Source organism: Haloferax sp. Atlit-12N (assembly GCF_003383095.1).
Taxonomy (GTDB): domain Archaea; phylum Halobacteriota; class Halobacteria; order Halobacteriales; family Haloferacaceae; genus Haloferax.
This window is the reverse complement of the sequence record NZ_PSYW01000003.1, coordinates 132,310-155,579: the sequence shown is the minus strand read 5'-3', so window position 1 is coordinate 155,579 and position 23,270 is coordinate 132,310. Positions and strand designations below refer to the sequence as shown.

Below are 23,270 nucleotides of genomic sequence, written 5' to 3'. Positions count from 1 at the left end.
CTTTCGGTGCCGCACACCGCGGCCAATTTTCGTATTCAGTCGCTAGCTTTAAGGGGCGTTCTACGGTAATGTTTTACAATGACACACCTCACAGTAGACGGTGTCACGAAGATTTTCGGCGACCCCGACAAGGACGGAGTCGTCGCGGTCGACAGCCTCGACATCGACGTCGAAGACGGGGAGTTCCTCGTTCTGCTCGGACCGAGCGGTTGCGGGAAGACGACGACGCTCCGGATGATCGGCGGACTAGAGACGCCGACGTCCGGTGAGATTCGCTTCGACGACGTCGTCGTCAACGACATCAAAGCCCGAAACCGCGACGTGGCGATGGTGTTCCAGGACTTCGCGCTCTATCCGCACATGACCGTCCGGGAGAACCTCGGGTTCGGCCTCAAGCGGGAGGACAACGGGATGTCGAAGGCGGACATCGACGAGCGCGTCGAGGAGGTCGCGACGATGCTCGAAATCGAACAGCTCCTGAACAACAAGCCCGCACAGCTCTCGGGCGGGCAGAAACAGCGCGTTGCGCTCGGCCGGGCTATCATCCGCGAGCCGCGGCTGTTCCTGTTCGACGAGCCGCTTGCGAACCTCGACGCCAAGCTTCGCAAGACGATGCGGACCGAAATCGACGAACTGCAGTCCGAGGTCGGAATCACGTCCGCGTACGTGACCCACAACCAGGAGGAGGCGATGACCATCGCCGACAAAATCGCCGTTCTCAACGACGGCGCGCTCCAGCAGCTGGGGCGTCCGGAGGAGGTGTTCAACGAGCCCGCGAACCTCTTCGTCGCGCAGTTCGTCGGCAGCCCGGACATGAACATCTACGACGGCGTCGTCGCTGACGCCGACGGCGGCGCTCGCGTCGAACTCGACGGCGTGAACTTCGAACTGCCGAGCGACGCCCTCGACACGGAGGTGCCGCCCGGGCGCGTCAACGTCGGGTTCCGCCCGCAGGACTTCTATCAGACGAACAAGCGCCGCGCCGACGGGCTGACGTTCGACGTGGAGGTCCGCGTCGTCGAGCCGGTCGGCACGAAAGCAATCGTCCACGGGAACGGACCGATGGGCGACCTCACGGCCGAAATCGGTGAGTTCCACGGGCTGTCGTCCGGCGACACGCTGTCGCTCTCTATCGCGCCCGAACACGTCTACCTGTTCGACGCCGAGACGGAGGCGCTGCGCAAGGGCCGGCGCATCGAGAACCGCGCGTCCGTCCAGTCGCAGTCTCAGTCGTCCGAGTCCGACGGCGTCGAAATCTGAGCCGAACGTCCGGGAGACATCACCTTCGCCTATCGTACGGGCTTTCGAAGCCCACTTAGCCGCGGCTTCAGCCGCGCTACGGCCGAAATCTTCCGCCCGCACCCAAACATATTAATCGGTGTGTTCACATGGTGTAAACGAGACGAACTCACACGGTTATTCGCAACTATGAAAGCCATTATTCAGACCGGGCCGCGCTCGGTAGAGACACAAGAGCGAGAGGTCCCCACTCCCAGTGCAGACGAACTGCTCATCAAGGTCCACACCGCGGGTCTCTGCGGTAGCGACGCCCACGCCTACAAGTACGACGGCGGCTACGAGTGGATTCCCATCCCGCGTATCATGGGTCACGAGTACTCCGGGACGGTCACGGAAGTCGGCGAGAACGTCGAGACGTTCGAGGTGGGCGACAAGGTCGTCGAGGAGCCGATTCACGACTGCGGCCACTGCTTCCAGTGTCAGAACGGCCAGCCCAACGTCTGCCAGAACTTCTCTATTACGGGCATGCACCGCGACGGCGCGTACACGGAGTACGTCACCGTCACGCCCGAGCACGTCCACGCGGTGCCCGAGGGCGTTCCCCTCCGGCACGCCGCCATCACCGAGCCGACGAGCATCGCCACGCGCGCGGTCCTCGACCAGTCGGTGACGACGCCCGGCGACAACGTCCTCGTCGAGGGACCGGGCCCAATCGGCATGCTCGTCGCCGCCGTCGCCGACTCGCTCGGCGCGAACGTCGTCGTCTCCGGGCTCGGACAGGACGCGGCGTATCGCCTCCCGCTGCTCGAAGACCTCGGCATCGACACGGTGAACCTCCAGGAGGAAGGCGGCCTCGACGAGCGGGTCGAGAGCCAGACCGACGGCATCGGCTTCGACGTGGTCTTCGACGCCACCGGCCACCACAGCGGCGTCGTCTCCGGGAACGACGTGGTCCGCAAGGGCGGCCAAATCGTCGTCGTCGGCATCCCGAACTCGCCGAGCGAACTCAGCCTCACCTCGACCGTTCGCGGTGAAATCGATATCAACACCTCCTACGGCTCGACGTGGACGAACTTCGAGCAGGCGCTCCGCCTGATGGAGCGCGGCGAAATCGCGGTCGACAAGATTCTCGACACCTCCTACAGCGTCGACGAACCCGCCGAGGCGTTCGAGGCGTTCCTCGACTCCGAGACCTGCAAGCCGGTCTTCCAGTTCGACGGCTGAAACGACGCGAACGAGGCACCCCACCGAGGCGTCGCCGTCGTATCACCGACCGATTCGGACTCTTTGACCGACTGACGGCGGGGCCGACCGACTGACGAAACAGCGACCTCTCCGGGCCACCGGTCGCTCAACGACAGAAACTATTTTACCCGTGCCGATTGGATGTGAGGTCGTACCAAACAAATCATGGAGATTACAGACATCTCAGCGACGAAAATCAGCAACGAGTCGTGGGGCGAGTTCATCGAATTCCCGCTCGTCACCATCATGTCGAAGTACGACGAGTACCGCAACGTCGACGGCGAGAACCCGCAGGCCCGCCGCAAGTGGATGGGCCCCGTGGGCGACGTGGTCGTCGAAGTCGAGACGGACGCGGGCATCACCGGCGTCGGCGTCGGTAACTGGGGCACCGGAGCCATCGCCACCGTCGTCGAGGAGACGCTCTCGAAAATCGTCGTCGGCAAGGACCCGATGCAGCGCGAACTGCTCTGGGAGCAGATGTACCGCGCCACGCTTCCGTTCGGCCGGAAGGGCGTCGCGGTCATGGCCATCAGCGCGGTCGACCAGGCGCTGTGGGACATCGCCGGGAAGGACGCCGGAAAGCCGGTGTACGAACTGCTCGGCGGCCCCACCAAAGACGAGATTCCCGCCTACGCGTCGAACCTCCACCCCGTCGACATGGAGAAACTCGAACGCGAGGCCATCCAGTACGTCGAAGAGGGCTTCGACGCGATGAAGCTCCGCTTCCTCCACGGCCCCGAGGACGGCCGTGAGGGCATGAAGAAGAACGAAGAAATCGTCGCGACGGTCCGCGACGCCGTCGGCGACGACATCGAAATCGCGGGCGACGCCTACATGGGCTGGTCGGTCAAGTACGCCAAGGAGATGACCCAGCGCCTCGGCAAGTACGATATGGCGTGGGTCGAGGAGCCGGTCATCGCCGACGACATCTCCGGCTACGCCGAGGTCCGCGAGGCCGCGCCGATGCCGATTTCGGGCGGCGAACACGAGTTCACCCGCTGGGGCCACGAGGACCTCCTCGAAGAAGGTGCGGTCGACATCCTCCAGCCCGACGTGGGTCGCGTCGGCGGTATCACGGAACTCCAGAAGGTCGCCGACATGGCCGAAGTCCACGACGTGCCCGTCATCCCGCACGCCGGCACGAACCCGACGCTCCACGCCATCGCCGGCCACACGAACATGCCGATGGCGGAGTACTTCCCGACCCCCGAGTGGTTCGAAGAGCGCCAGGAGAAACGCGAGTCCACCTACGCCGACGCCATCTTCCAGAACCCGCCGTCGCCCGAAAACGGGTCGATTCCGCTCCCTGACGAGCCCGGTGTCAGCACGCAACTGAACCGCGAGGCGCTCGAACACTTCGCCATCGAGTAACGATGTCTGACATCAGCTTCGAGTACAACGTCCCCGTCTTCGCCGGCGCGCCCGACGAGGGGACCGAGCCGACGCACCGCGACACCCCGGCGTACGAGGCGCTCGACTGGGAGACGACCAAGATGGGCGTCCAGAAGGCGGAGGAACTCGGCTTCGATGCGGCGTGGGCACCCGACCACCTGCTGTTGGGCCGCGACCACGCCGAGTACGAGTGCTGGACGCTGCTGTCGGCCATCGCCGGTTTCACCGAGGACATCAACCTCGGCTCGCTCGTCCTCTGTAACGACTACCGCAACCCGGCGCTCGTCGCCAAGATGGCGGCCACGCTCGACGTGATTTCCGACGGGCGGCTGGAACTCGGCCTCGGCGCGGGCTGGCACGAACCGGAGTACGACGCCTACGGCTGGGAGTACCGCGACGGCTTCGAGCGCCTGATGCGCCTCGACGAGTCTATCCGCCTCATGAAGCGCATGTGGGACGCTGGCACCGACGGCGCGAGCTTCGACGGGAAGCACTACCAAATCGAGGACGCCTACTGCGTGCCGGGCCCCGTGCAGGACCCGCACCCGCCGATTCTCGTCGGCGGACAGGGCGAGGAGGTCACGCTCAAACTCGTCGCCAAGCACGCCGACGTGTGGAACACCGACGTGTTCAACGGCGACGTGGAGACGCTCGAACACAAAATCAGCGTCATCGAAGACCACTGCGAGACCGTCGGCCGCGACCCCGACGAAATCGAGTACTCGTGGGACGGGCACGTCATCTGCACGCGCGACGAAGAGAAGTTCGACCGCCTGCTCGACCTGATGACGCCCATCCAGTTCGAAGAGGAGTATCAGGACCAAGCGCCCATCGTGACGGAGGAAGACGCCCGCGAGTACTTCATCATGGGGACGCCCGAGGAGTGCGCGGAGGCCATCGAGCGCCGTATCGACGCGGGCGTGACGAAGTTCCAGGGCTGGTTCATCGACTTCCCCGACACCGACGGCATGGAACTGTTCGCGGACGAAGTCATCCCGCAGTTTAGCTGAGACGCCCCACGGGTCGAGCGCGCCGCGCTCGGTCGCTTCGGATACTCGCTTTCTTTGTTGCTATCCTCGTGCGATTCGTTTACCAGAATATCTACAACATCTAAATTATTTAGATTATTCATATTTCTCACTCGGAGTTCGTCGCTCGTGACGCCCATCATTTCCGGCCATAGCGGAAAGACATTTGAGGGATGAGGATTCATAACTAACTATGGCGAAGGACGTTCCGGTCAACGCGGTCAAAATCTCGCTCGAACTCGTCGACCTCCTGCGGGAGCTCGACGGGGCGGGCGTCTCGGAGGTAGCCAAGCGACTGGACAAGCCGACCAGCACGATTCACGACCATCTGCGGACGCTGGAGCAACAGGAGTACCTCGTCAAGGAGGGCGACACCTACTACGTCAGCACGCGGTTCCTCCAGTTGGGCGCTCACGCGCGGTCCCGCCAGAAGGTGTTCAAAATCGCGCGTCCCGAGATAAACGAACTCGCGCAGGTGACCGGCGAGCACGCAAACCTGATGATAGAGGAACACGGCGTCGGCGTCTTCCTGTACCGGTCGCGGGGCCCCGACGCCGTCCGGTTGGACACCCACTCGGGGATGCGCGTCCCGCTGCAGACGACGGCCCTCGGGAAGTCAATCATGGCGAACCGGCCGCGGGAGGAAGTCGAGCGCATCTTGGACCGTCACGGACTGGAGTCAGTGACGGACCGCTCTATCACGGACCGCGAGGAGCTGTTCGACGTGTTGGAACAGGTCCGCGAGCGCGGCTACTCGTACGACGACGAAGAGCGCGTTAAGGGCATGCGCTGTGTGGCCGCGCCGATACTCAACGAGGACGACTACGCCATCGCCGCCGTGAGCGTCTCGGGGCCGAAAAGCCGGATGCGCGAGGAGCGCTTTACCGAGGAACTGCCGAACCAGATTCTCAAGAGCGCGAACGTCATCGAAGTGAATCTGACGTACTCGTAGTCGGCTGACTGCGGACCCACCTCGGCCGTCGCAATGCTGCGTAGAGCGCAACAGTTACGTATCACGGTGTGGCAGAGTGTAACGATGCAACTCGTTCGATACACCGCGGGCGGTGCCCCCGAATGGGGCGTCCGCCGCGACGACGAAGTCGTCCCGCTCTCCGGCCTCCGCGAAGACGTCACCGTCCAGAATCTGAACAGCCCCGGCTTCCTCACCGTCGTCGAGGACGCCGCGGACGCCGCCGAGGACCAGTCGGTCCCCGTCGAGGAGGTAAAACTCCTCGCGCCCGTCCCGCGCCCCGGAAAAATCGTCTGTGTCGGACTCAACTACCACGACCACGCCGAAGAACAGGACGAAGAGGTGCCCGAACGTCCGCTTCTGTTCGGGAAGGCCGGCACGTCCGTCACGAACCCCGGCGACCCCATCGTCCACCCGGCGGCCATCGACGAGGTCGACTACGAGGTCGAACTCGGCGTCGTCATCGGCCAGACGGCCAAGAACGTCGACGCCGAGGACGCCTTCGACTACGTCGCGGGCTACACCGCTATCAACGACGTGAGCGGCCGCGACGCCCAGTTCGACGACGGCCAGTTCTTCCGCGGCAAGAGCTACGACACGTTCGCCCCGATGGGGCCGACGTTCGTTCCCGAGGCCGACCTCGACCCGCACAACCTCGACGTCGCCTGCCGCGTCAACGGCGAGACGAAACAGGAGTCCAACACCTCCGAGTTCATTTTCGGCGTCGACGAGGTCGTCGAGTACATCAGTAACATCACCACGCTCCGACCCGGCGACGTTATCTCCACCGGCACGCCCGGCGGCGTCGGCATCTTCCGCGACCCGCCGGAACTGCTCGCACCGGGCGACAGCGTCGACGTGGAAATCGAGGGCATCGGTACGCTCACCAACCCCGTCGTCGCCGAGCGCGACGAGTAACCGGCCGGCGTACAGCGCAATTATTTATACGATATCCCGGTACTACCGACTATGAGCACGCACACAGACACCCGACTGAGAGACAGGCATATCGTCGTCACCGGCGGCGCGCGCGGCATCGGCCGCGGCATCGCGGTCCGCTGCGCCCGGGCCGGAGCCGACGTATCGATTTTCGACACGAAGCCCGAAGTGGCCGCGGAGACAGCTGAACTCGTTCGCGAGCTGGGTGGCGAGGCCGAGGTGTACGAGGTCGACGTGACCGACGCCGAGGGCGTGGAAACCGCCGTCGACGCCGCTATCGACTCGCTCGGTGACATCCACGGCCTCGTGAACAACGCGGGCGTCCAGCAGGCCATCCCGCTTCTCGAAACGACCGAAGACGACTGGGACCTCCACTTCGAAGTGAACGCCAAGGGGACGTTCCTCGTCTCCAAGGCCGTCGCCGCCCGGATGGTCGACCGCGAAATCGAGGGGAGCATCGTCAACATCTCGTCGGTCGGCGCGGAGCGACCGTTCGCCGGACAGGGCGCGTACGGCGCGTCCAAGGCGGCTGTCCTCGCCTTCACGACCGTGCTGGCGAAGGAACTGAGCGACCACGGCATCACCGTCAACGCGCTCAAGCCCGGCACCGTCGAGACGCCGATGGTCGAAGCGTGGCTCGACGAACACGCCGAGCAGTCGGGCAAGTCGCCGGACGAAATCCTCGCGGAGACGCTCGACGTGCACATCCTCGACCGAATCGGTCAACCCGAGGAAGTCGGTCACGTCGCGGTCCTCCTGCTCTCCGAGGAGGGCGACTGGATCACCGGCGAGTCCATCGCCGTCGACGGCGGCTACCTCAAGCAATAACGCCTCTTTCGACGGGCTTCGAGACGTTTCACCGCAACCACCACCGCCGGCGTCCCGTTTTATTCGCTTCGATACGTCCACTTCGACGACTGCTGTCTGGAGACTCTGATACGGCCGAAATCAATGCTTTAGGATTCAATACGTCGGTTTCGAATCGATGCTCACGACGAGCAATTCTCGTCCGGCATCGTCGGACGTACTTTGCGTCGTATCTCGGCAGTCAGTCGGTCCGGAGGCCCGACGCGAACTGACGCGACGGCGCGGGGCCGGGGTTCCCGAGACGCCCGTGATGGGCCGTCTCGACCCGCGTCGCGGAATGTCGCCAATGCCCGGCGGCCCCCGGTCGCCTTCGAGAATCGGCGTCGAACCGGCGGCTCCGGGCGGGATTCACATGCTACTCACAACGGTTGCCAAGTACATAATTATTATATGGGTGTGATTCGTAGTAGCATATGGTCGGAGCAATCTGACCCATGTGTGATCAGCATCCCGTGCGACCAGCACGATAGCCATCAGTACGTCAGTCATACTGTACGCGCGGTAGCCCCCACCGAGTACGCCTGCCCAACTGGTACTCATGAACGCGTGGGGTGGCTACCTCATCGAGCACAACGTCCCATTGATGCTCCATTTTTCGGCCGTCTCCCGTCGGTTACGTAGCCTCTGCACTCTCGACTCAGCTCCGCGTCACTATTCGGTCTCCGCGTGAGTCACCGAACCCCATCTCATCCAACCCTATCTCATCCGACATTGCCGGATAGTAGCGGTCCGGTTCCGACGAACGCGCCTCACCGAGTGTGACGAATCGCTCTCCAAACCTGAAGATATTTTACGTTACCGTGTGAATCACGGGTAATGGGTACCGACCAAAGCACGAACCGTCGCCTGAGCAAGGTAGAACGGGTCATCGAGGCGTACGACTTGGACGGATTCGGCGAGCAACTCGCCGACCGCTGGACGGCTCCCGAGGACAGCGACAGTCTCCGTGACCTCGCGGACCTGATGAACGAGAAGGTGCTCGACGCCGCACTCCGCGAGGCGGGCGAGGACGTTCTCGAAGGCGAGGTGGAGAACCTGTACACGCTCCTCACCGGGGACGAGACCACGGAGGGGATGCGCGTTCAGGCGAAAAACACGCTCCAGTCCCGCGGCGTCGACGTCGACCAACTGCTCTCCGATTTCGTCTCTCACCAGGCGGTCTACACCTATTTGACGGAGATTCGCGGCGTCTCGAAAGAGTCCTCGTCCGGGAACAGAGTCGACAACGTCGTCGAGTCCATCCAGCGGCTCCGCGGCCGACTGGTCGCGGTCATCGAACAGAGCCTGAGTTCGCTCCGTAACACGAGCAAGCTCCGGCTCGGCGATTTCGACGTCCTCGTGGACACGCAGGTGTACTGCCGCGACTGCGGGACGCAGTACGAGGTCATCGAACTGCTCCGGCGGGGCGGGTGCGACTGCGACGAGGACGCGTCGAACTAGGGGTTACATAATTAGTTCTGTCACATTCTGTTCGATTCAACGGATGATTTTATATTGGTGTACCTATTTGGTCAAGGTATGAGTTCAGAACAAGTGTCAAAATCCAAAGTCCACCTTTCGGTCGAAAACATCGGTGGCATCGACAACCTGTCCACGTCGTTCGAGCCGGGCGTGACGGTCCTGGCGGGACGGAACGCTACGAACCGAACGTCGCTTTTGCGGTCCATCATGGCTGCCCACGGGAGCGACGACGTGGCGCTCAAGGGCGACGCCGACGAGGGGTCGGTCGAACTCACCATCGGTGACGAGACGTACACCCGGACGTTCGAGCGGCAGGGCGACACGGTCATCTCCGGCGGGAATCCGGTCCTCGACGACCCGGACCTCGCGGACCTCTTCGCGTTCCTGCTCGAGACGAACGACGCCCGACAGGCGGTCGCCCGCGGCGACGACCTCCGCGACCTCATCATGCGTCCGGTGGACGTCGAGTCCATCAACGAGCAGATCGAGTCGCTCCAGCAGGAGAAACGCGACATCGCCGACGAGCTCTCGACGCTCAGCAACCTCTCGGACCGCCTGCCGCAACTCGAACGCCGGCGGACGAAACTCGAAGACCAAATCGAGGAGAAGGAAGACGAACTCGCCGAGAAAGAACAGGAAGTCGAGGAGTACGACGCCAGCGTCAGCGAGCGGCAGGAAGTCGAGAGCGAACTCGAATCCAAACTCGGCGACCTCCGGAGCAAGCGTCGCGACATCAACGACGTGGACCGCCGCATCGAGACGGAAAAACAGAGCCTCGACGCCCTCGAATCCGAGGAGGACGAACTGGAGGACGACGCCGAGGACCTCCCCGAGGTCGCCGGCGGCAAAATCGACGAAATCGAGTCCGAAATCAGCCGCCTCCGGACGCGCCGCCAGCAGATTCAGTCGACCGTCAACGAGCTTCAGTCCGTGATTCAGTTCAACGAGGAGATGCTCTCTGGTACCTCCTCTGACGTCGTTGACGCGCTCCGCGACGCCGACGACTCCGGCGGCAGCGTCACCGACCAACTGCTCGGCGACGACCAGGTCGTCTGCTGGACGTGCGGTTCCGAAGTCGATAAGTCCGAAATCGAGGGCACGCTCGAGCGCCTCCGGACGCTCCGCGAGGAGAAACTCGAGGACAACCGCGCACACCGCGAGCAGCTCTCCGAACTCGAAGACGAGAAGTCCACCTACGAGCGCCGCCAGCGCGAGCGCGACCGCATCGAGCGCCGCCTGTCCGAAATCGAAAGCGAACGCGAGACGCGCCAAGAGCGCATCGAGGAGCTCAAATCCGACCGCTCGGACCTCGAAGACGAAATCGACTCGCTCGAACAGACCGTCGACGAACTCGAAAGCGAGGAACACGGCGACCTGCTCGACCTCCACCGCGAGGCGAACCAGCTCGAATACGACCTCGGCCGCCTCCGCAGCGACCTCGAGGACGTCGAAGACGAAATCGCGGACATCGAGCGCAAACTCGACGAGCGCGACGAACTCGAAGCGGCCCGCGAGGACATCGAGGATGAACTCGCAGAGCTTCGGACGCGCATCAAGCGCCTCGAATCCGAGGCCGTCGAGGAGTTCAACACCCACATGGACGACGTGCTCGAGGTGCTCGAATACGACAACCTCGACCGCATCTGGATCGAACGCACCGAAAAGCGGGTTCGGGAGGGCCGAAAGAAGGTCAAGAAGTCGGTGTTCGACCTCCACGTCATCCGGACGAACGAAGACGGCGTGAGCTACGAGGACTCCGTCGCCCACCTCTCTGAGTCCGAGCGCGAGGTGACCGGCCTCGTGTTCGCGCTCGCGGGCTACCTCATCCACGACGTCTACGAGACGGTTCCGTTCATGGTCCTCGACTCGCTCGAGGCCATCGACTCGAACCGCATCTCGCGACTCGTGGACTACTTCGCGGACTACGCCGACTTCCTCGCCGTCGCCCTTCTCGAAGAGGACGCGCAGGCGGTCGACAGTTCCTACCCGCGCTACTCGCCGGCGTAACGTCGCCGACAGCGTTTGTTTTTCTCGTTTTTTCGCACCCCCGCTGAGTCGCGTCGCGGACGGCACTTCTCGTTTCGAGTTACACTATTAGGTGTGTCACGAAACGCCCCCGACGGCGACGAGGCGGCGCGCTCAGGAGAGCGCGATGCTCAGTTCGAGCTCCTCGGCGATGCCGAGGAGGACCTCGGTGAGGCGGTCGAACTGCTCGCCTTTCATCCGATTGGACGGGCCGGCGACGCTCAGCGCGCCGAACACGTCGCCGTCCGGTCCCATGACCGGGGCTCCGACCGCGCGGACGCCGCTAATCTGCTCTTCGACGTTCAGCGCGTAGCCGCGCTCTCTGATTTCGGCGAGTTCGTCGAACAGCGCCTCCTCGTCGTGAATCGTCTGTTCCGTCTCCTTCGGGAGGCCGACTCGCTCGACGATCTCGCGGACTCGTTCTGTCGGCATGTGGGCGAGGATGGCCTTCCCGCTCGCCGTCGAGTGGAGGTAGACACGCTTTCCCACTGTCGACTGCGTCCAGACGCCGTGTTTTCCGGGTGAGGTGTGGACGTACACTCCTCGGCCGTGCTCTTCGACGGTGAAGATGGAGCGCCGCTCGGACTCCTCGGCGAGCACGTTGGTGTAGTGTTCGGCTTTCCCGAAACGGCGTTTCCGCGTCCGGACGAAGTTCCCGAGGCCGAGAAATCGAAGCCCGAGATGATAGGTATCACCCTCTTTAACCACGTATTCCTGGGATTCGAGAGTCGTCACGTGGGTGTGTGCGGTGCTCGGTGCGATGTCGAGTTCGCGGGCGATCTCGGTCACGCCGGCACCGTCGCGTTCCCTGAGTAATTCGACGATTCTGAGGGTTGTGACCGTTGTTTTGAGCGAGCGGTCGTTCGCGTTTTCGGTCATTACCTGCGGGTCGTCACCATCGCACATAGTATTTTCGGCGCTCCCGAATGATGCTTGTTAGATGACGAATACATGTCCCCCAGACGCCGAAACGAGTCGTTTGTGAACGATACGCACGGCATGCGCCTGATTCGAGGGGGTGGCTCCCCTCACCGGAGTCGGCGAGGCTGACGAGCGAATCCGGGAGGGAGCGGTTCGAGAACCCTCGAACTGCCGGGATTTGGTCGTTCTATCGGTTTCGACTCTCCCGTCGTTTACATTCGTTCCTCGTGAATCTCAATTCTTAACCCGAACATAGCGCCAGAACGTCCACTGTTCCGGAAGTGTTATTATCGTTTCTCCAGTCGAAACGCACGAGACGCAATGAATCACAACGAGACGTTCGAGACGGTCGAGTCGCTGGAGGCGGAACTCGTCTCGCTCACCGAGTCGCTCTGGGAGACGCCCGAACTCGGGCTTCACGAGACCGAATCAGCCGAGTTGCTCTCGTCGGTCCTCCGCGACGCCGGGTTCGACGTCACCGAGGGTATCGGCGGGATGCCGACGGCGTTCAGCGCGACCTACGGCGAGGGCGAGCCACACGTCGGTATCCTCGGCGAGTACGACGCCCTGCCCGGACTGTCGCAGACGGTGTCGTCGAGTAGGGACCCCGTCGAGGCCGGCGCACCGGGCCACGGCTGTGGACACAATTTGTTCGGCGTCGCCGGCGTCGGGGCCGCTCTCGCCGCGAAGCGCGCCATCGACGACGGTCGGGCCGAGGGGACGGTCACGTTCTTCGGCTGTCCCGCCGAGGAGATACTCGTCGGCAAGGTGTTCATGGCCCGCGACGGGGCGTTCGACGACCTCGACGCCGCGCTCACGTGGCATCCGAGCCACCTCAGCGCGCCGTTCATGGCGCAGACGCTCGCGATGAACTCCGTCGAGTACACGTTTCACGGGGAGTCAGCCCACGCCGCCGACAGCCCCCAGTCGGGTCGGAGCGCGCTCGACGCAGTCGAACTGCTGAACACCGGGTCGGAGTTCATGCGCGAGCACGTCTCCGACGACGCCCGCATCCACTACACCATCCCCGACGGCGGCGGCGCGCCGAACGTCGTCCCCGCGGAGGCGACGGCGTGGTTCTACGTCCGCGCGCCGACCCGCGACGAGGTCGACCGTATCACCGACTGGCTCGACGACGTGGCCGAGGGCGCGGCGCTCATGACCCAGACGACGGTGTCGCGGCGGTTCCACACCGGCTGTTACGACTACGTGGCGAACCACGCGCTATCGGATAAACTGCTGGAGAACATGCGACTCGCCGGCCCCATCCCGTACACCGACGAGGACCGCGAGTTCGCCGCGGAGCTTCAGGAGACGCTCTCGGCGGAGACCATCGAGGCGCGGACGGCGCAACTCCCCGAGGAGCGACGCGAGGCGGCGCGCTCGTCGGTGCTGTATCCGGACGCGCAGCCCTCTTACGACGTGGGGACGGTCCTCAACGGCTCCACGGACGTTGGGGACGTGAGCTGGATTACGCCGACCGCGCAGTTCTGGGCGGCGTCGTGGCCGGTGGGGACGCCCTCGCACACGTGGCAGGCGGTCGCCGCCAACGGGAGTTTCGGGTCGAAGGCGGCCGTGTACGCCGCGAAGGTCCTCGCGGCGACGACGCTCGACCTCCTTTCGGACGAGGCGCTGGTGGCGGCGGCCCGCGAGGAGTTCGAGGCGTCGGTGCCCGGCGAGTACGAGTGTGCGCTCCCGGAGGGGATGGAACCGCCGTTCCACCTCACGCTGTAGGTGGTGGTGGTCGGTAAAATCTCGTTTCGTTCGGGGGTTCGCTCGCTATCGTCCGTTTCTCGGTCGTCGAGCGTCGCGTTACTCCAGTTCCGACTGGAGGTGCGTCAGGATTCGCTCGGTCGTCGTCTCGATGACTGCTTCGAGGAACTCGGGGTCGGACTGCGTCGGGTCGCCGAGGCCGCCCTCCACGGTCAGGTCGTCGAAGTGGACGTACTGGCGGACCTCGTAGCGGTTCTTCTTCGTCTGCGGCGTCTTGCGGTCGCCGTGGACGAGTTCGGGGCGGTAGTGTTCGATGACGCTCGTCTCGTACTCACCGGCGTGACCCCACTCGGTGCCGAACCGCTCTTCTAACTGGTCGCGGGCGAAATCGGTCCAGTGGGCGTAGTACGAGTCGAGTCCGTGGTCGCGTTGAAGCCGGTCGAGCGCGAGTTTGTGCGGCTCGATGTTGCCTCCGTGGAAGTTGGCGACGAGAAACCGGGTCGCGCCGTGGCGCTGGACCGACCGGCCCACGTCGATGATTATCTCTTGGTACGTGTCGGCTCCGAGCGAGACGGTCCCTGCGTAGTTGATGTGGTGCTCCGAGTAGCCGTACGGGAGGACCGGCAGAACGAGGAGGTTCAAGTCGTGTTCCGGGGCCGCCGCGGCGAGTTCCGCGGTCAGGTTCTCCGCTCGGATGGAGTCGACCGAGGTCGGGAGGTGCGTCGAGTGCTGTTCGGTTGCTCCGCAGGGGAGCACGACGAAGTCCGCCTCGTCGAACGCGGTTTCGGCTTCCTGCCACGTCATCTCCGCTAGGAGTGACTGTGACTCCGTTGAGTCCATACGGAGATACGCACAGTTGTCGTATATAATACTTCACGAAGCGGCAGCATGAGTGGATAAGGGGAAACAAACGCACAGTATGCAAACGCTTATGTCGGTGATGCCGAAATGATTCGGCGTCAATGATGAGAGAGAGTGTCTCACGTAGAAACATACTGAAAGCGACGGGTGCGTCGATACCTGTCTTACTCGCCGGCTGTACGTCCGACTCCGGTTCCGAAACGACGACCGAGGGCGACGGCGGCGGCGGAACGACCACGAGCGGCGGAACGGAGACGTCCTCCGGGAGCTCCGACGCGACGATAAACATCGGACAGTCGCTGAACCCCGTCCGATTCGACCCGATAACGCAGCTTTCGAACCCCGACGCGCTCGTCGCGAACCGGGTGTTCAGCCAGCTGTACACCTACGGCGAGGGGACCGACGTGGTTCCGAACCTCGCGACGAGCATGCCGACCATCGAGCGGGACAACACCCGTTACATCGTCGAAATCGTCGATAACGCGATGTTCCACAACGGCGACCCGGTCACCGCTGAGGACGTGGCCTACTCGTTCCGTGCGCCGATAGAGGAGGAGACTCCTCTTCTGGGCATCTTCAGCGTCATCGACTCCGTTGAGGCCATCGACGAGACGACGGTTCAGTTCGACCTCTCGAACCCCTACGCGATGTTCCAGCACGTCCTCACCCATCAGGTCGTGCCGGAGGCCGTCCGCGAGGAGGACAAAGAGGCGTTCAGCACCCAACAGCCCATCGGGTCGGGGCCGTTCAAGTTCGTCGAGTGGGAAGAGAGCAACTACGTCACGCTCGAACGCTGGGACGACTACTGGGGCGACGAACTGCCCAACGTCGCGGGTGTCGAGTTCACGCCCATCACGGAGTCGACCACGCGCGTCACCAACCTCCGGACGGGCGACGTGGACGTCATCGAGACGATTCCGCCACGGCTCTGGGACACCGTCGAGAGCACCGAAGACACGAGTATCTCCGAGGTGGAGAGCGTCGGGTACTTCTACGTCGCGTTCAACTGCAACGAGGGGCCGACCGCCGACAAGCGTGTCCGCGAGGCCATCGACTACAGCTTCTCGATGGACGACGCGGTCGAGCGCTACATCGACCCGGCTGGACTCCGCCAGTACGGTCCGCTCCCGGGCCCAATGGTCGAAGAGTGGGACATGCCGCTCGAAGAGTGGATGGAGATTCCGAACGACAAAGATATCGAGCAGGCGACGGCGCTGTTCGAGGAGGCCGGCGTCCCCGCCGACTGGGACGCGAAGATTATCGTCCCCCCGGACGACAACCGCGAGAACATCGGCCTCTCCATCGCCAACGGCATCAAGGAGGCCGGCTACGAGGCCCACGTCGAACGGCTCGACTGGGGCGCGATGCTCAGCCGCGCGTACACCGGCAACGCCTCGGACTACAACATCTACGTCCTCGGGTGGGTCCGCTACCCCGACCCGGACGACTTCATGTTCAACCTGTTCCACGAGGAGTCTGAGGGCGTGAACCAGGGCGTCTACTACAAGAACGACGAGGTCATGGAGCAGATTAAGGGCGCGCGCGAGTCGACCGACCGCGACGAGCGCCAACAGCTCTACCAGTCCGCCATCTCGACGCTTCTGGAGGACAAAGTTCACCTCCCGGCGTTCAACTACAAGAACTCCTACGGCGTGAAGTCCGCCGTCAGCGAGTTCCAAGTCCACCCGGTCTCGCCACAGAACCCGCGGCTCCTCACCGGCTACAACAACGTCTCCGTCGACAGATGACGTTGTTCTGTCGGTAACAGTTACCAAACGTTATATGCTCACTCCCCATCCACTCCACTCATGACGACAACCGGTTACATCGGACGGCGATTACTCCAAATCGTTCCGGTCTTGCTGTTCGTCGTTACGGTCACGTTCGTCCTCATCAACTCGATACCCGGCGACCCGGTTCGCATCCTCGTCGGGCCGGCCGCCGACGCGGCGGCCATCGAGGCCGCCCGCGCGAAGTACGGCCTCGACCAACCGCTGTACGTCCGGTACGTCCGGTACCTCGCGGCGGTCGCGACGGGCGACTTCGGGACGAGCATCCACTACGGTGGAGTCGCGGTGACGGAGAAGATTCTGGAGCGGCTTCCGGTGACGCTGCTGCTCCTCGCGTCGAGTTTCACGCTCGCCATCGGCTCTGCGATTCCGCTGGGCATCTTCGCCGCCAAGAACCGTAACAACGGCTACGACCACCTCGCCCGCGTCACGTCGCTCATCGGCGTCAGCACGCCGAGCTTCTGGGTCGGCCTGCTGCTCATCATCGTGTTCGCGTACTACGGCGACCTCCTGCCGCCGAGCGGGCTCGTCATGCCGTGGGCCGACCCCGCGTCGGTCGACGGCGCGACGTCGAGACTGGATGTGCTCACGACTGCCGCGTCGCATCTGATACTCCCCTCTATCACGCTGGGGACGCTTCAGATGGCGGCTATCACGCGCATCGAGCGGTCGTCGATGCTCGAAGTGCTCAACAAGGACTACGTTCAGCTCGCCCGCGCCTACGGCGTCTCCGAGCGGACGATTCTCCGACGGCAGGCGTTCAAGAACGCGCAACTGCCGGTGCTCACCGTCATCGGCATCCAGATGACGACCGCCCTCGGCGGCGCGGTGCTGACCGAGACGGTCTTCAACATCAACGGGATGGGGAACCTCATCATCACCGCGGTCCGGGCGCAGGACTACCAACTTATCATGGGCACGACGATATTCTTCGCCATCGTGTTCGTCCTCGGCGTGCTCGTCGTGGACGTGCTGTACGCGGTCATCGACCCGCGCATCTCCTACGGGGGTGGTGCCGGTGAGTGATTCGACGGCCGCCGTCGGCGACTCGACCCGCACGGGCGGCGTCGCGGACGCCGACGAGCGCTCCGCCGTCTCGCGCACCTCGCAGGTGCTTCGACAGCTGAAGCGCAACTCGGCGTCGCGCGTCGGCCTCTACGTCATCGGGCTCGTGACGCTCGTCGCGCTGTTGACGACTATCGACGCCGACCTGTTCGACTACCAGTTCGCGGCGACGTTCTGGTACCACCCGGAGAACGACCCGGCCGGGAGCACAATCCTGCTCCCGCCGGTCGGCATCGAAAACAGTTTCGGGACGGGAACGTGGGCGCATCCGCTCGGGACGGACCACCGCGGCCGCGACGTACTCGTCAGGCTGGTCTACGGCACCCGCATCGCCGTTCAGGTGGGTCTCATCGCGACGGGCATCGGGATGACCATCGGGACGGTCGTCGGTGCGGTCTCGGGCTACTACGGCGGGTGGGTCGACGACGTGCTCCAGCGGTTCGTCGAATCGCTGTACGCGATTCCGTTCCTCATCCTCGTCATCGCCATCATGTCCGCGTTCGGCAAGGAACTCGGCATCGCCATCGTCGGCGTCTCCATCACGACGATTCCGGTGTTCACGCGCCTGATTCGCTCGCAGGTGCTGAGCGTCCGGGAGATGGAGTACGTCGAGGCCGCGAAGGCCGCCGGCGTGCGCGACCGCCACATCATCTTCCGCCACATCATCCCGAACAGTTTCGCGCCGGTGCTCGTCCAATCGACGCTGCAGGTCGGCGTGAACATCCTCATCGTCGCGTCGCTGTCGTTCCTCGGGTTCGGGGTCCAACCCCCGACGCCGTCGTGGGGGCAGATGCTCGCCCACTCGCGGCAGTATATGATCGTCAACCCGTGGTTCAGCATCTGGCCGGGCCTCGCGATTCTCGCGACGGTCATCGGCTTCAACCTGCTGGGCGACGGCCTGCGCGACGCAATCGACCCGCGGTCGAACGACTGACGATGAACGGACGACACATCTCACCGACCGTTCGCCGCGGGGCCGGGAGTCGCCCGGCTTCCGCCAGTCGCTCGCCCGCCGAACTATCGCTCCCTACTCGGGGCGGCGTCGGAACTCGCTCTTGCGGTTCTGCAGAGGCACCCATCTCACGCACCGACGCCCCCCACGATTCCACGACCAATGTCTGATACGCTACTCACCGTCCGCGACCTGCACACCCACTTCCGCACCGACGCGGGAACCGTCCGGGCCGTCGACGGTATCTCGTTCGAGGTACAGCGCGGCGAAGTGCTCGGGTTAGTCGGCGAGAGCGGCGCCGGAAAGAGCGTCGCGGCGCGGAGCATCATGCGCCTCATCGACTCGCCGGGCCTCATCGTCAACGGCGAGGTCCGTTTCGAAGACGACCTGCTCGTCGGCGTCGAGCGCGGCGACGGCCCCGACGACGAACCCAAGCAGGACCCCGAGATGCTGTCGAGCCGCGAGATTCGCGAGCGCATCCGGGGCCGCGAAATCGCGATGATATTTCAGGACCCGACGGAGAGCCTCAACCCGGTGTTCACCGTCGGCGAGCAGTTGAGCGAGATTATCGGGCTCAACCGCGACGTGTCGGCGGCCGAAGCCGAGGCCATCGCCGTCGAGCGCCTCCGCGAGGTCGGCATCCCCGAGGCCGAACGCCGGATGGACGACTACCCGCACGAGTTCTCCGGCGGGATGCGCCAGCGCGTCCTTATCGCGATGGCGTTCGCGTGCGAACCGAGCCTCGTCATCGCCGACGAGCCGACGACCGCGCTCGACGTGACCGTCGAGGCGCAGATTCTCGACCTCGTGAAGGACCTCGCGGCGCGCTACGACACGTCGTTCGTCTGGGTCACCCACGACATGGGCGTCGTCGCCGAGATATGCGACCGCGTGGCCGTGATGTACCTCGGCGAAATCGTCGAGCAGGCGACCGTCGACGACCTCTTTCACGACACGAAACACCCCTACACCGAGGCGCTCCTCGGGTCGATTCCGCGACCCGACCGCGACGTGGACGGCCTGTCGCCCATCGAGGGCATCATGCCGGAAGCCATCAACCCGCCGCAGGGCTGTCGCTTCCACACGCGGTGCCCGCACGCCCGAGAGGCGTGTCTGCACGCCCACCCCGACGCTCGGCGCGTTGACGGCGGGGGCAAGGGCTCCCGCGATGCGAGCGCCGCGGCCTCCGCTGGCGACGGTCCAACCACCGCCTCCACCACCGCTGACGGAACGGCCCTCACCGAAGTTGCCGCCGCGCCGCATCGGGCGGCGTGCCTGCGCAACGACGCGTTCGCCGAGGCGGGCTACTGGGAGAGCGCCCCACTCGACGGCGCTGGGTCGGAGTCGGCTTCGACCGCCGCCGAATCGGCGTCGGTGTCTGCTTCCGCCTCCGCGGGTGACACTGCCGACGCCGCCGATACCGCCACCGGGTCCACCTTCGACCCCGACGCCGACCCGCTCCTCAGCGTGCGCGACCTGCGGAAGTACTTCGACGCGAGCGACGGCTTCCTCGACCGCCTTCGGTTCGACCGCGACGCGGGGCCGCTCCCCTTCTCGGTCGAGCGCGAGCACGTCCGTGCGGTCGACGGCGTCTCGTTCGATATCCTGCCCGGCGAGACCCTCGGTCTCGTCGGCGAGTCCGGCTGCGGGAAGTCCACGCTCGCGCGGACGCTCCTCCGGCTGGTCGACCCGACCTCCGGCGACATCGTCTTCGACGGGGAGAATCTCGCCGAACTGTCGAAAGAGGAGCTTCGGAAGCGCCGCAAGCGCATGCAGTTCGTCTTTCAGGACCCGCAGGCGTCGCTCGACCCCCGGATGACTGTCGGTGAAATCGTCGAGGAGCCGATGCAGGCCCACGGCCTCTACGAGGGCAACCGCGAGGGGCGGGCGCGCGAACTGCTGGAGACGGTCGGCCTCGACGCCGACCACTACAACCGCTACCCGCACCAGTTCTCCGGCGGCCAGCGCCAGCGGGTCAACCTCGCGCGGGCGCTCTCGGTCGACCCCGACTTCATCGTCTGCGACGAGCCGACCTCGGCGCTCGACGCGTCAGTACAGGCGCAGGTGCTCAACACGATGAAAGCGCTTCAGGAGGAGTTCGGCCTGACGTACCTCTTCATCAGCCACGACCTGAGCGTCATCCGCCACGTCTGCGACCGCGTGGCCGTGATGTACCTCGGCGAACTGGTCGAACTCGCCGACAAGGACGACCTGTTCGAGTCGCCGAAGCACCCCTACACGCGGGCGCTCCTCTCGTCGATTCCGGTGCCCGACCCGCGGGTATCCCGAGAGACCGTCCCGCTGTCCGGCGACGTGCCGTCGCCGATTCACCCGCCGAGCGGCTGTCGGTTCCACACCCGGTGTCCGAGCCTCGTCGCCCCGGCGGAACTCGACCTCGGCGACGAGGAATGGGACCGCGTGCGCCGGTTCGTCAGAGCCGTCCAGCGCGAATCCCCGGATGTCGTCGCTGACGACGCTCGCGCGACCTACTTCCCCGACGGGCTCCCCGCCGGCGACGCCGGTACGACCGTGGAGCACGCGCTCTCGCTCGCGGCCGACGGCGCGTGGCGCGACGCCGCGTCGCTCCTGACGGAGACCTTCGTCGAGCCGAGCGTCTGCACCTCCGAGGTACCGGCGCTGGAGTCGCCCGACGAACTCGACCGTATCGTCAGCTGTCACCACTACTCCTGAAAAAGCGTCGCAGTCGTTACCTTACCTTACCTTACCTTACCTTACCTTACCTTACCTTACCTTACCTTACCTTACCTTACCTTACCTTACCTTACCTTACCTTACCTTACCTTACCTCACGCCGACCCGAATCGGTCGGCGACTTCGTCCACGGTTTCGAAGACGACACCCGGCGCGTCGGCGACGTGTTCGACGAACGATTCGAGCCGAGCGAGCCGGTGTGACTGCCCGATGACCTGCGGGTGCATCGTGAGGACGAAGACGCCGTCATCGACGTTGTCGACCATCCAGTCGAACTGCTCGCGCCACTGGCGGAACACCGCTTTCTCGTTCGCGTAGCCCCGCTCGCGGTTGAAGGCGAACGCCGGGAAGTCGTCGCGTTGCCACGAGACGGGCACCTCGACGATGTCGGTCTCGGTGCCGCGTTCGAAGGGGGCGTCGGCGGGCGCGGCCCACCCCTCGCGGACGCGGTACGGCTCGAAGTCGGTCGCCATCTGGCTGGAGTCCCACTCGAAGCCGAGTTCGTCGAGGATGCCGAGCGTGTGGGTCGAAAAATCCCACGACGGCGAGCGGTAGCCGGTCGGCCGACGCCCCGTGAGGTCCACGATGCTCTCGACGCCGCGTTTCACGTCGTCGTACTCGGCCTCTCGCGACTCGTACTGTCGCGGGCGGGTGTGCGACCAGCCGTGGTGCTGGATGTCGTGGCCACGGCTCCACACCTCCTCGGCGGCCTCGGGGAAGCTATCGATGGTGTGGCCCGGCGTGAACCACGTGGTCTCGACGCCAAACTCGTCCAAGAGGTCGAGGACGCGGGGCGCGCCCACGTCGACGCCGAAGAGTCCTCTCGACAGTTTCGTCGGGCTGTCCGGCGACTCGAAGGAGTGTATCCACGAGGAGACGCCGTCGAAATCGAACGTGAGGCAGACGCTGTGGTGAGTCACGTTTCGACGTACGAAAATCGATGTGATAGCTGTTTCCATGCCTCACTCGGCGGACGTGGACCTCCGTCCCCCGCCCCGACTTATCGAAACGCCGGTGCGACGCGCTCGGCGAACAGTTCGGCGCTCGTCGTCTCGGGAAAGTCGACGAACTCCACGACGACTTCGTCGAAGCCCATCTCGGCGAACGTCTCCAGTCGCTCGCGGACCTGTTCGGGCGTGCCGACGAGCGGGTACTCGCTGTCGGCGACGTTCTCGAGCTTGAACCGCGGGAAGTGCTCATCCAGCAGGGCGTCGAGTTCTGCCCCGTCTTCGCGTATCAGACACCGCGCGAACCACGAGCGCTCTATCTCCTCGAACGGCCGGCCGTAGCCCTCGCAGTGGCGTTCCAGCACGTCCAGTTTGTGTTGCATCACTTCCGGCGGCCCCCAGAAGTTCCACGAGTCGGCGAACTGAGCGGTGATTCGGAGCGTGAACGACTCGCCGCCGCCGCCGACCATGATGGGCGGGTGCGGGTCTTGGACGGGGTGGGGCTGGCACATCGCCTCGTCGAGGGTGTAGTAGTCGCCGTCGAAGCTGACCGTCTCCTCGGTCCACAGGCGCTTGAGCATCCGAATCGACTCCTCCAGCATCCGGAGCCGAGTCGGCGCGTCCGGCCAGTCGTAGCCGTAGGCCCGCGCCTCGCTCTCCTTCCAGCCGGCTCCCATGCCGAGTTTCAGTCGGCCGTCGCTCACGGCGTCGAGCGTGGCGGCCTGCTTGGCGAGGAGCGCGGGGTTTCGGAAGTGGTTGTTCACCGTCTTCGGGTAGAGGTACACGTCCTCCGTCTCGCGGGCGATAGCGGCCAGCGTGACGAAGCACTCCGTCGTGGGGCCGGTGCCGGTCATGACGTGGTCGGGGACGGCGACACCGTCGAAGCCGAGGTCCTCCATCGCCACGGCGAACTCCACCTGCGCGTCCCACGAAATCTCGTCGCAGAACGCCAACTGGGAGTGAACGGAGTCGCCGGCGCTGGTCGGAACGTTGACTGCGAACTGCATACGAACGGCTCACGCGCGACCACGAAAACAGTTACCACTTCACTCGCCTCGGCGGCGTCGCTCGCGCCATCCACACTCGCTACTCTCAATCGCACCACCCGCACCACTCTCGACCACGACAGTATCGCTCGCCGCC

Annotated in this window: 18 protein-coding genes; 14 read left to right on the top strand and 4 right to left on the bottom strand. The window is 64.6% G+C overall.

Annotated elements, in window-relative coordinates; genetic code table 11:
• The first annotated feature begins 78 nt into the window (after positions 1 to 78).
• The 9 genes from C5B90_RS15070 (at position 79) to C5B90_RS15030 (ending at position 11,148) form a co-directional block, all read left to right on the top strand.
• Entirely contained in the window at positions 79 to 1,260 is a 1,182-nt protein-coding gene (locus tag C5B90_RS15070; RefSeq protein ID WP_115882767.1) for an ABC transporter ATP-binding protein, read from the top strand.
• A 168-nt stretch (positions 1,261 to 1,428) separates the two neighbouring features.
• Entirely contained in the window at positions 1,429 to 2,463 is a 1,035-nt protein-coding gene (rhcE, locus tag C5B90_RS15065) for a 2-keto-3-deoxy-L-rhamnonate dehydrogenase (RefSeq protein ID WP_058828517.1), read from the top strand.
• A gap of 186 nt (positions 2,464 to 2,649) precedes the next feature.
• The gene (rhcD, locus tag C5B90_RS15060) at positions 2,650 to 3,855 is read left to right on the top strand and encodes an L-rhamnonate dehydratase (RefSeq protein ID WP_115882765.1); all 1,206 of its coding nucleotides are present in this window, start codon (positions 2,650 to 2,652) and stop codon (positions 3,853 to 3,855) included.
• 2 nt (positions 3,856 to 3,857) lie between these two features.
• On the top strand, positions 3,858 to 4,886 hold the full coding sequence (locus C5B90_RS15055) for a TIGR03560 family F420-dependent LLM class oxidoreductase (RefSeq protein ID WP_115882763.1): 1,029 nt from the start codon (positions 3,858 to 3,860) through the stop codon (positions 4,884 to 4,886).
• A gap of 211 nt (positions 4,887 to 5,097) precedes the next feature.
• On the top strand, positions 5,098 to 5,856 hold the full coding sequence (locus C5B90_RS15050; protein ID WP_115882761.1) for an IclR family transcriptional regulator: 759 nt from the start codon (positions 5,098 to 5,100) through the stop codon (positions 5,854 to 5,856).
• Positions 5,857 to 5,940: 84 nt separating this feature from the next.
• Positions 5,941 to 6,792: a 2,4-diketo-3-deoxy-L-rhamnonate hydrolase gene (gene rhcF, locus C5B90_RS15045; protein WP_115882759.1), complete on the top strand. Its 852-nt coding sequence runs from the start codon at positions 5,941 to 5,943 to the stop codon at positions 6,790 to 6,792.
• A gap of 51 nt (positions 6,793 to 6,843) precedes the next feature.
• Positions 6,844 to 7,641: an L-rhamnose 1-dehydrogenase gene (gene rhcB / locus C5B90_RS15040; protein WP_052367687.1), complete on the top strand. Its 798-nt coding sequence runs from the start codon at positions 6,844 to 6,846 to the stop codon at positions 7,639 to 7,641.
• An 855-nt stretch (positions 7,642 to 8,496) separates the two neighbouring features.
• On the top strand, positions 8,497 to 9,120 hold the full coding sequence (gene rdfA / locus C5B90_RS15035; RefSeq protein ID WP_115882757.1) for a rod-determining factor RdfA: 624 nt from the start codon (positions 8,497 to 8,499) through the stop codon (positions 9,118 to 9,120).
• A 78-nt stretch (positions 9,121 to 9,198) separates the two neighbouring features.
• Positions 9,199 to 11,148, top strand: a complete 1,950-nt coding sequence (locus tag C5B90_RS15030; RefSeq protein ID WP_115882755.1) for an archaea-specific SMC-related protein — start codon at positions 9,199 to 9,201, stop codon at positions 11,146 to 11,148.
• 132 nt (positions 11,149 to 11,280) lie between these two features.
• Here C5B90_RS15030 and C5B90_RS15025 read toward each other — a convergent pair whose 3' ends face one another.
• Positions 11,281 to 12,045, bottom strand: coding sequence for an IclR family transcriptional regulator (locus C5B90_RS15025; RefSeq protein ID WP_115882753.1), 765 nt, complete (start codon positions 12,043 to 12,045; stop codon positions 11,281 to 11,283).
• Between the two features lie 363 nt (positions 12,046 to 12,408).
• On the opposite strand from C5B90_RS15025, the gene C5B90_RS15020 reads away from it, so the two are divergent.
• Entirely contained in the window at positions 12,409 to 13,821 is a 1,413-nt protein-coding gene (locus tag C5B90_RS15020) for an amidohydrolase (protein WP_115882751.1), read from the top strand.
• A gap of 78 nt (positions 13,822 to 13,899) precedes the next feature.
• On the opposite strand, the gene C5B90_RS15015 is transcribed toward C5B90_RS15020, so the two are convergent.
• Positions 13,900 to 14,604 (bottom strand): creatininase family protein, encoded by a 705-nt coding sequence (locus C5B90_RS15015; RefSeq protein WP_115883031.1) that lies wholly within the window; start codon positions 14,602 to 14,604, stop codon positions 13,900 to 13,902.
• Between the two features lie 161 nt (positions 14,605 to 14,765).
• On the opposite strand from C5B90_RS15015, the gene C5B90_RS15010 reads away from it, so the two are divergent.
• The 4 genes from C5B90_RS15010 (at position 14,766) to C5B90_RS21265 (ending at position 21,159) form a co-directional block, all read left to right on the top strand.
• Entirely contained in the window at positions 14,766 to 16,409 is a 1,644-nt protein-coding gene (locus C5B90_RS15010; RefSeq protein ID WP_115883030.1) for an ABC transporter substrate-binding protein, read from the top strand.
• Between the two features lie 60 nt (positions 16,410 to 16,469).
• Positions 16,470 to 17,477 (top strand): ABC transporter permease, encoded by a 1,008-nt coding sequence (locus tag C5B90_RS15005; RefSeq protein ID WP_058567772.1) that lies wholly within the window; start codon positions 16,470 to 16,472, stop codon positions 17,475 to 17,477.
• Entirely contained in the window at positions 17,470 to 18,450 is a 981-nt protein-coding gene (locus C5B90_RS15000) for an ABC transporter permease (RefSeq protein WP_199517517.1), read from the top strand. Before C5B90_RS15005 ends, C5B90_RS15000 begins: the two co-directional genes overlap by 8 nt.
• A gap of 180 nt (positions 18,451 to 18,630) precedes the next feature.
• Positions 18,631 to 21,159 (top strand): ABC transporter ATP-binding protein, encoded by a 2,529-nt coding sequence (locus C5B90_RS21265; RefSeq protein WP_115882747.1) that lies wholly within the window; start codon positions 18,631 to 18,633, stop codon positions 21,157 to 21,159.
• 116 nt (positions 21,160 to 21,275) lie between these two features.
• Here C5B90_RS21265 and C5B90_RS14990 read toward each other — a convergent pair whose 3' ends face one another.
• Together C5B90_RS14990 and C5B90_RS14985 are read right to left on the bottom strand one after the other, a co-directional pair.
• Positions 21,276 to 22,100 (bottom strand): polysaccharide deacetylase, encoded by an 825-nt coding sequence (locus tag C5B90_RS14990; RefSeq protein ID WP_115882745.1) that lies wholly within the window; start codon positions 22,098 to 22,100, stop codon positions 21,276 to 21,278.
• A gap of 80 nt (positions 22,101 to 22,180) precedes the next feature.
• The gene (locus tag C5B90_RS14985) at positions 22,181 to 23,134 is read right to left on the bottom strand and encodes a TIGR03560 family F420-dependent LLM class oxidoreductase (RefSeq protein WP_115882743.1); all 954 of its coding nucleotides are present in this window, start codon (positions 23,132 to 23,134) and stop codon (positions 22,181 to 22,183) included.
• Positions 23,135 to 23,270 lie beyond the last annotated feature (136 nt).